The sequence below is a fragment of the Micromonospora solifontis genome (genome assembly GCF_003725545.1).
In the GTDB taxonomy this organism is placed as follows: Bacteria; Actinomycetota; Actinomycetes; order Mycobacteriales; family Micromonosporaceae; genus Micromonospora; species Micromonospora solifontis.
On sequence record NZ_RJLN01000146.1, the window covers coordinates 1 to 8,035 of the forward strand.

Here is an 8,035-nt window from a genome sequence, read left to right on the forward strand (position 1 = left end):
ACCAGCCGCCACCGGCGGCTGGTGATCTGCAGCGGGCCGCTGCGCGCGCGTAGCCACCGGGTCAGGACCTGCTGCAACACGCTGGCATCGACGCGGATCAGCAGCCGCCACAACGTCGTCGCCGCCGGAACGGTGTCACTGAACCCCAACGCGCGCCACCTGCTGCGGTCGAGGTCGCGCACCCAGTCGTGCACCGCCGCGAACGTGCACGCCCCGGCGATCACGGCGCACACTCCCACCGCGAGCAGGCTCGACAGACCGTAGCGGCGGCCTCGGGGATCGCGCGGGTCTGGCACGACCTCCAACGCCACCAGCAAGCCCGGCCGTTCACGATCTGTTACCGGGGCAGCCGCAGCGGCCCCAAGCGTGGTTGGCATCAGGGCGGTGATCGGTGATGATGACATGCGCGGGTGCGGCCTTCCCAGTGGTCACGAAGTCTTCGACAAACCTCATGATCACCGATGGGTCGCACCCGTCTGCAGTGGACCCCCAGCCACGAAACGCCAGGTCAGAAACGCCTCATCCGACTATGCAATGGCCCTGCTGGGCAGCCCCACGCAGGCCCCAACCGCCGCAGTCCCCAGGCGCTTGACGGCCGGTTGAAGGCATTCCTGCGTCCGAGCTGGGGAGCGCTATAACTCGTGGGTGACTGCGAGGGCTCGTGTCACACCCAGCGCCTAACGTCGACGGCGTGCCGCTGTCCCGTATTCCCATCCACGATCGGCCGCGCGAACGCCTTGCCGCGAGCGGCGCGCACTCATTATCCGACCGGGAGTTACTCGCGCTGCTTCTCGGCACAGCCGGCGTCGCCGGGATCGGGGTTCATGATCTGGCCGAACGCCTCCTGACCCATTTCGGGTCGGTTGAGGGCATCAGCCGAGCGACACTTCCGGAGCTCACGAGCATCAAGGGAATCGGCGATGCCAAGGCATCCGGCATCGTCGCGGCGTTCGAGCTCGCCCGCCGCGCAGCGGCCTCACTTCCACCGGCCCGAATCAAGGCCACCTCGGATGTCGTGGCGATAACTGCCCCCCTGCTCCGTGGCAGGTGCCGTGAACGCCTCCTCGTAGTCTCCTGCGACGTAGGCGGTCGAGTGCTCGGCGTCGACTGCGTCTCCGACGGCGCTGCCGATCACACGCTCCTACCCGTACGGGAGATCATGGTGGCTGTGCTGAAACGGGATGGCCGCCAGTTCGCGCTGGCGCACAACCACCCGAGCAGCGATCCCACCCCAAGCACCCAAGACATCCGAGGGACCGCTGCGGTCCAGGAAGCGGCTGGCAGTTCTGGCCTGCGTTTCCTGGACCACGTCATCGTCACCGATGCGGCATGGCGCCGCGTCACAACTTCCCAGTAAATGCGGCATTCAACGCCGAGGAACGCAGCGCAGCACGAAGTGCGTTTCTCCGCTCCAGCGCTTGCACCCACTCCTTGTGCACCTTATCGAGCATCGCAACAACGCGCTGCTGCACATCCTTAGGGGGAACTGGAATTCGCACTTCGGCGAACCTGTCCACCGCAAGGGTCCTGTTCCGGTCAGCCGATCCGGGAGATGCAAGACCAATCTGGTAAAGACCTTCCTCGCTAATCAGATAATAGCAGGCGAAGCGAACATCTATCGAATCTTCCTTGGGAAGATAGAACAGAAACCGGTTAGATGCAACATATTCAGACGTCGCGTGGGGAGTGACAGCAACAGCACCCTCCCAAGCTTTGATGTTGCTAATGGCGAGGGCTTCGCCAGGAAACTTGAAGTATCGCAGCTTACTGAGTTGATCACCGCGACTAGGCGGATAAAAAATCATCCCCTTGCCGAAGGAGCGTATGCCAACCGCCTTGTAAGCCGTTTCGTTGTCAACATCCACGGGCTGCCTCGACAGGAAAAGCAAATCCTTGACTTTTGCCGTTGGGGCGCTGCCGGAGAACGCCGCAGAGAGGAATGAGCTTGGGAGGGCCGCTTCTACCTGCGAAGTACTTGAGTCAGCCTCGGTTACTCGGATAATCGAATCCAGGAGAGAAGCAATACGACGCTGCTCATCGAGCGAAGGGAACGGCACTAGAAAATTCTCAATAACTCGCGGCGACAGGGTTTGGTTCCGCTTAACGGTACCCGTACTTCCCGATCGCACAAGCCTCAGGCCCGCTTCCGTTTGGAAGAAGTAGTTGTAGTACTGGGGTGAGACCTCGCGCGAGATTGGCGCATAACTCAGGAAACGCTGCGATCCGACCGTACCCTCGTCCTGCGAGCCCGTTAGGGCAATCGCACCCTCCCAGGCCATAATATTACTAAAGACAATCCTGCCTGGATTGATGCAAAAGTAGCGAAGCTTGCTTAGTCCTTCCGGCGCCACGGCCGGGCGATGAAATATGCCACGCCCGAAGGAGCGGATTCCGATCTGCACATAAGCCTCGGACGGATCGGGATCCAGTGGTATTCGCTCCAGTTGAAACAAGTCGCCGAATCTGGCAGTTCTCACCGGCTCTGGTCTCCGTCCGCGACTCGTTGAAGCTCCTCAAGCAGCGTTAAAATCTCATGCTCGGTGGCGATTAGCTCCTTCAGAAGTTCCCCCGGTGGACGATGGGCAAGGTCATCACCAGCATTCGGATTTCGAAGGTCGAGGTTGTAGCCGGACTCCACCACGGTTGACGCCGGGACCAACCACGCGTGCGGATCATCCCCTCGGCCAGTCCGCTCTACACCGCCCCACCAGGTCTGGCAGTCGGCGAACTCCTCGAACTGCATCGGCCGAGTCTTGGTGTACTTCTTGCGACCCTCAGGCGGCTTGACCTGATAGAACCAGATCTCCTCCGTTGGTCGGCCCTTTTCGAAGAACAGGAGGTTCGACGGGATGTCCGTGTAAGGCGCAAACACGCCGTCCGGGAGGCGCACGATGGTGTGAAGGTCACATGTCTCCAGTAGCCGCTTCTTGATCCGTGCCCCAACCGCGGTATCGAACAGCACGCTGTTCGGCACGACGATCCCGCACCGGCCACCCGGCTTAAGCTTCTCCATGACGAGGTAGAGGAAGAGCCAAGCAGTTTCGGCTGTCTGCGCCTCTTTTGGAAACGCCTTGGCGACCTCGTTGTCCTCGGCTCCACCGAAAGGCGGGTTGGTAAGGATGACATCTACCTTGGAAGCCGCCGACTTGTCGCTGATGAGGGTCTGCAGGGAGTTACCTAGGCTGATGCGAGGGCTGTCTACCTCATGAAGCAGGAGGTTCATGGTGGACAGCAGATAGGGAAGTGGCTTCTTCTCGAAGCCTCGCACCGAACTGTGCACCCGCTCGCGGTTGGCGACCGACTTCCTCGCGTCCTCGCCGAGATGCTCCAACGTCTCGATCAGGAACCCGCCGGTGCCGGCAGCCGGGTCCAGCACGATCTCACCAAGTTGCGGGTTGACCTGCTGCACCATGAAGCGGATGACCGGGCGGGGGGTGTAAAACTCGCCCGAGTCGCCGGCTGCATCGCGGACCTCACGAAGCATGGACTCGTACAGGCGAGCCATCGTGTGGACGTCGTCGGCCGACTCGAAGTGGATCTTTTCCAGCTCGTTGATGAGCTCGCGGAGCTGATAACCGGAACGCATCCGGTTGTCCATTCCTTGGAAGATGCCGGAGATCACGTCGGCGGTGGTCAAGCCGCCCTCTGTGCGCGGCAGCTTCCGGAGGTAGGGCAGCAACTCGCCGTTGACGAAGTTGAGAAGATCGTCACCGCTGAGTTTCTCGTTCCGCGCCCACGCCTGCCAGCGGAAGGGTCCAGCGATCACGGGCTTGTGATCCGCATCGAGGATCGCCCGCTGCTCTTCCAGATCGTCGTAGGCCTTGAGGAAGAGCAGCCACGCCATCTGCGGCAGCCGGTCCAGATCACCGTTGAGCCCGGGGTCGATGCGCATGATGTCCCGGCATCGCTTGATGACAGCCGCCAGGCGCTGCTGGGGCGTCTGTGGGCGGGCTGGCGACTTCTTCCGAGGTGGCATTTCAACCTTCCTGTGCGGCACGGGCCTGCTGCCAGTGCCCTGAAACGATCTTGTGTGCTTCAGTTGAGGATGTGACCGCAAGCCCGATCTCGGCAGCCAAGACTTCGTAGCGCGCGGCCCACGACGGCGGCGGATCCGGGAGATCGTCCGGCACGGCGTGGGTGCGTCGGATGGTGAAGACGTGGTGGACGCGCCTGACGAGCTCGGCGTCCGCCGGCACACCATCTTCCACCAGCAGCACCAGGTCAACCAGATCCCTGACCCGGGTGGACTCCCCGGTCTCATAGAGCCGCGTCAGGGCGTGCAGCTTCTCGGCGTATTGCTGCCGCAGGTCGGCGACCCAGATTGCGCGCGTAGGGATTTGCGCGAACGCCAGCTCGTCCGGCAGTTCACGCAGCTCCACGCCGCCGAGCTCCTCGGGGCGCGCCACCACATCGAGCTTGAGCTTGGCGAAGAGCTGACCAGCAAGGCGGCACTCAATCGGGAATCTCCAGGCTGGGCGCCCGTATGCGTCGTCACGCAGACGAGCCGGCGAGGTGGCCGAGTAGACGAAACCATCGCCGTCAGGGTCGGTGAGCAGGGCCTCGGTGAGCGCCTCGTGGAGTTCCATCCCGTCGGCCGGATCGGCTACGAGCCCCGGCCGCATCACCAGGTCGACGTCACGCGTCGCTCGCGCCAGCCCGGGTCGGCGCAACTCGACCGCCATGCCGCCCTTCAGCACCCAGGTATCGGCGTTCTCATTGACGAGCCGGACCAGGAGGCGGGTGAAGGCAAGGCGACGGCGGAGCCAGTTTGGGTCCCTGCCCAACGCGCGAGCGCGTTCGAGTATTCGATCGTCGAGGGCAGCGCGCAGCGCGGAAGCCGTCGAGTATTTTCTGGTCATCGGCCTGCCGCCTCCAGCGCCACATGCACACCGAGCTCTGCGGTCGGGCCCAGTTCCGCGGCGGTAGCGCGCAGGCGGCGCGGGGTGGTCAGGCCTCGGCCGAGCGCCTCGGCGACAGCACCATCGAGCCACTGCTGCTCAATCTTCGTCTGGGCGCACTCTGCGAGCGCTCGACTTGGTGTCGTCACCCGGAACCCTTCTCGATCTTCGATGTGCTGGTCGGGCGGAAGCGGACGGTGCAGGACGATCCCAGGTGCCGACCGCCGAAACCGCGTGGGCACCGACAGGTGCACCACGGCCGGGTCGACATCGCCGAGGTCGTGCACGGAGAGCGCGGTGGCGTGACTCACGACGCCCGCCCCGCCGGTCCATAGCGCCCAACGGACGAGGTGGTCGAACTGGTGCGCTGGCCAGTCCGGCATGCGGAAGACTCCCCGATCGACCCGCACCCAGTTACCGCAGTCGGCGTGATACTTCTGAGCCTGGTGAGAATATCCGGCCTCCACGGCTTGGGCAGCCGTGAAGTAGCCATGCTGACGGGCGGCGAGGCGGAACAGCCTGCGCCGGTGCGTCTGCCGGTCCGAGAGCACAAGTCAGGATAGCAAACTACAGAAAATCTTTAGGTCCTGGCCGGGCCCGACGGCAAACTAAAAATTTTCTTGAGTTATGCGAACAGGCGGCGTCCAAGATCGTCGAAGGCGTCCCGCATCTTGTCCGGCCCGCCGAACCTCGCCGCCAGCTCTGCTGGCGATCCCATGTCTCGGAACGGTGGCAGCTGCAACACCTTCGCATCGAGCTCGTCGGGTCCATACGCCGAATACTTGTCAACCAGCGCGGCGAGGACTTGCCTTGCCTCGGTCGCATACCGCTCCAAGAAGGCCCGCTCCTCCCGCGAAAAGCGGTCAGCTCGATCCCGTCGAGTCTTCAGCGGCTCATCCCAGGCGAGGTGCACCAACAGGTCGATCGGGTCACAGTCGGGCTTGTTGAGCCGGCGCGCGAGGTCATCGAGGCTGATACCCAGTTCTTCCCGCAGCGCGTCCCGCAGTTCCCGGCGGCCCCGCACCGTGGCCCACTGGGCCAGCAGGGAATCCGGGCGAAGATCCAGCTCGCGCGTCCGATCCCGTACCCACTGCTCAAACCGAACCAGACGGAGGGCACCAGTTTCCGGGTTGACGACGTACATGCCCTCGCTCGCCACGCGGACGTCGATACCGCTCACCGTGAACGCCGCCGACCGCCGTCGGACACCCGCGATCTCGTCCGGGTCGATCACCTCGTCGGCCTCGTCCGGCGGAAGATCTCCCCCATCCTCGTGGCTGTACGCCGGTTCGGCGGATGCCACGACCGGCTCGTCTCCGTCCGGGTCGGCGCTGTCGACCGGCACCGGAGCGGTCGCCTCGGGCGGAAGCTCCTCTCCCTCGCCCACCTCGGTCCGCCGGATCGGCGGCCCGTCGAACTCGGGGTCCTCGAACAGCCGGGTCGCGCCGGCGAAGTCGATGATCGTGAAGTACTCCTTGCCGTTCTCCTCATCCAGACGGGTACCGCGCCCGATGGTCTGCTTGAACAGCGGCATCGACTTGATCCCCGCGAAGAGCACGATGTTCTTCACGGTCGGCACGTCCACGCCGGTCGAGAGGAGACGCGACGTGGTCACCACCACCGGCACGGGCTCGTCCGGCTGCTGAAACCGGTCGAGGAGCCCTCGGCCGAGGTCGCCCTCGTCGGCGGTGATCCGGACAACCCAGTCGGGGTACGCCTGCATGAGATCACGGTTGAGGTTCACCATCGCTTCCCGGAACCGGGCTGCATGGTCCTGGTTGACGCAGAAGACGATCGTCTTCCCCATGCGATCCGTACGCCGCAGGTACTCGGTCAGGTAGCGGGCCGCTTCCTGAGTCCGCTCGGGCAGGATCAGTCGGCGTTCCAACTCTTCGACCCGGTAGGTCCTCACCGGCACCTCCTCGCCGGTGACCGCGTCACGCGTGCCCGGCGTGATCTCCACGCCGTCGACATCGCTATCGAGTCGGACCCTGACCACCTGGAAGGGGGCGAGGAAACCGTCCTCGATTCCCTGCCGCAAGCTGTACTCGTAAACGGGTGGCCCGAAGTAGCCGTAGGTGTCGGCAGGCCCTCGCGAGACGGGCGTTGCGGTCAGGCCCACCTGCACAGCCTTCGAGAAGTGCGTGAGAACATCCCGCCACGCCGAGTCGGCGTTCGCGCTGCCTCGATGACACTCGTCCACAATGATCAGGTCGAACCAGTCGTCGTCGTACTCCTGGAACAGCCGCTCGGCGTCCGCCCCGACCTGGTCCAGCGCCTGGTACAACGCGAAGTACAGGTGCTTTGACCGCGACGACGAGGTGTTGACCCGCACCACGGGCTCGTCACCGAACGCCGGGCGAAACCAGTCCCGCATCGGTTGCGTCACCAGGATGTCCCGGTCGGCCAGGTACAGAACCCGGGGACGAGAATCTCCGCTGCCCGCCCCGCGAGGCCAGTGGTTCTCCCAGAGCACGTGGACCAACTGCATGGCAACGCTCGTCTTGCCCGCGCCGGTTGCCAACACCTCCAGGATTCGCTGATCGCCCCGGGCGATCCCGCGCAGCAACCGCTGCACGGCAACATCCTGGTAGTACCGCATCTGCTTCGGCTCGCCGGACGCGTCTAAAACCCGCCGGTTGTAGGGCGTATCGGCGAACGCCTTCGCCCAGTCTGTGGTCAGCCCGGCCGCGCCCTGGTAGTGGGCCCACGCCTGCTCCGGCCCCCGGAAGCTAGGCACCTCCCGCTCAATCTGGTCGCGCATGTCAATCTCGATGATCTGGCGCCCGTTGGTCGCATAGGCCAACGGCACATCGAGTCTGTGGGCGTACCGGCGCGCCTGCTGGACCCCCGTACGGAAATCCTTGGAGCTTGCCTTCGCCTCCACCACAGCGATCGGTCGGTCACCATGCTTCAGCGCGATGTCTGCTCGCAGCGGCGACGACTGCCGGACCCGGCCGTCAATGACTTGTCGTCCACCAGGGGCGATCGGGTACTCCCGCTGCCACGCCGCCTCCGTCCAGCCGGCCACGCGCAGGAGGGGCACCACAAGCTCACGAATCGTGCGTGACTCCGACCAACTCGAGCTACTCAACAGCCGCCCGCCCTTCGCCGTCACCGATGGTCCGGGAGTTTAG

7 protein-coding genes are annotated in these 8,035 nt (G+C 64.3%); 1 reads left to right on the forward strand and 6 read right to left on the reverse strand.

All coding sequences use genetic code 11. The annotated features are described in order from the left end of the window. Nucleotides 1-311: transposase family protein (locus EFE23_RS26910; RefSeq protein ID WP_163599827.1), on the reverse strand; the 311-nt coding region annotated here is incomplete at its 3' end. Between the two features lie 380 nt (nucleotides 312-691). Between EFE23_RS26910 and EFE23_RS26915 the strand changes: the two genes are divergently transcribed. Then, on the forward strand, nucleotides 692-1,357 hold the full coding sequence (locus EFE23_RS26915; RefSeq protein WP_123243687.1) for a JAB domain-containing protein: 666 nt from the start codon (nucleotides 692-694) through the stop codon (nucleotides 1,355-1,357). On the opposite strand, the gene EFE23_RS26920 is transcribed toward EFE23_RS26915, so the two are convergent. The 5 genes from EFE23_RS26920 to hsdR form a co-directional block, all read right to left on the reverse strand. After that, nucleotides 1,341-2,453, reverse strand: coding sequence for a restriction endonuclease subunit S (locus EFE23_RS26920; RefSeq protein WP_158675933.1), 1,113 nt, complete (start codon nucleotides 2,451-2,453; stop codon nucleotides 1,341-1,343). The two genes, EFE23_RS26915 and EFE23_RS26920, sit on opposite strands and share 17 nt — an antisense overlap. A 20-nt stretch (nucleotides 2,454-2,473) precedes the next feature. Next, nucleotides 2,474-3,976, reverse strand: coding sequence for a class I SAM-dependent DNA methyltransferase (locus EFE23_RS26925; RefSeq protein ID WP_123243689.1), 1,503 nt, complete (start codon nucleotides 3,974-3,976; stop codon nucleotides 2,474-2,476). 1 nt (nucleotide 3,977) lies between these two features. Beyond that, nucleotides 3,978-4,859 carry a nucleotidyl transferase AbiEii/AbiGii toxin family protein gene (locus tag EFE23_RS26930; RefSeq protein ID WP_123243690.1) on the reverse strand — a complete coding sequence of 294 codons (882 nt, stop codon included), beginning with the start codon at nucleotides 4,857-4,859 and terminating at the stop codon, nucleotides 3,978-3,980. Further along, nucleotides 4,856-5,449 (reverse strand): type IV toxin-antitoxin system AbiEi family antitoxin domain-containing protein, encoded by a 594-nt coding sequence (locus EFE23_RS26935; protein WP_123243691.1) that lies wholly within the window; start codon nucleotides 5,447-5,449, stop codon nucleotides 4,856-4,858. Before EFE23_RS26935 ends, EFE23_RS26930 begins: the two co-directional genes overlap by 4 nt. Before the next feature lie 74 nt (nucleotides 5,450-5,523). Then, nucleotides 5,524-8,016 carry an EcoAI/FtnUII family type I restriction enzme subunit R gene (gene hsdR, locus EFE23_RS26940; RefSeq protein WP_123243692.1) on the reverse strand — a complete coding sequence of 831 codons (2,493 nt, stop codon included), beginning with the start codon at nucleotides 8,014-8,016 and terminating at the stop codon, nucleotides 5,524-5,526. Nucleotides 8,017-8,035: the final 19 nt, after the last annotated feature.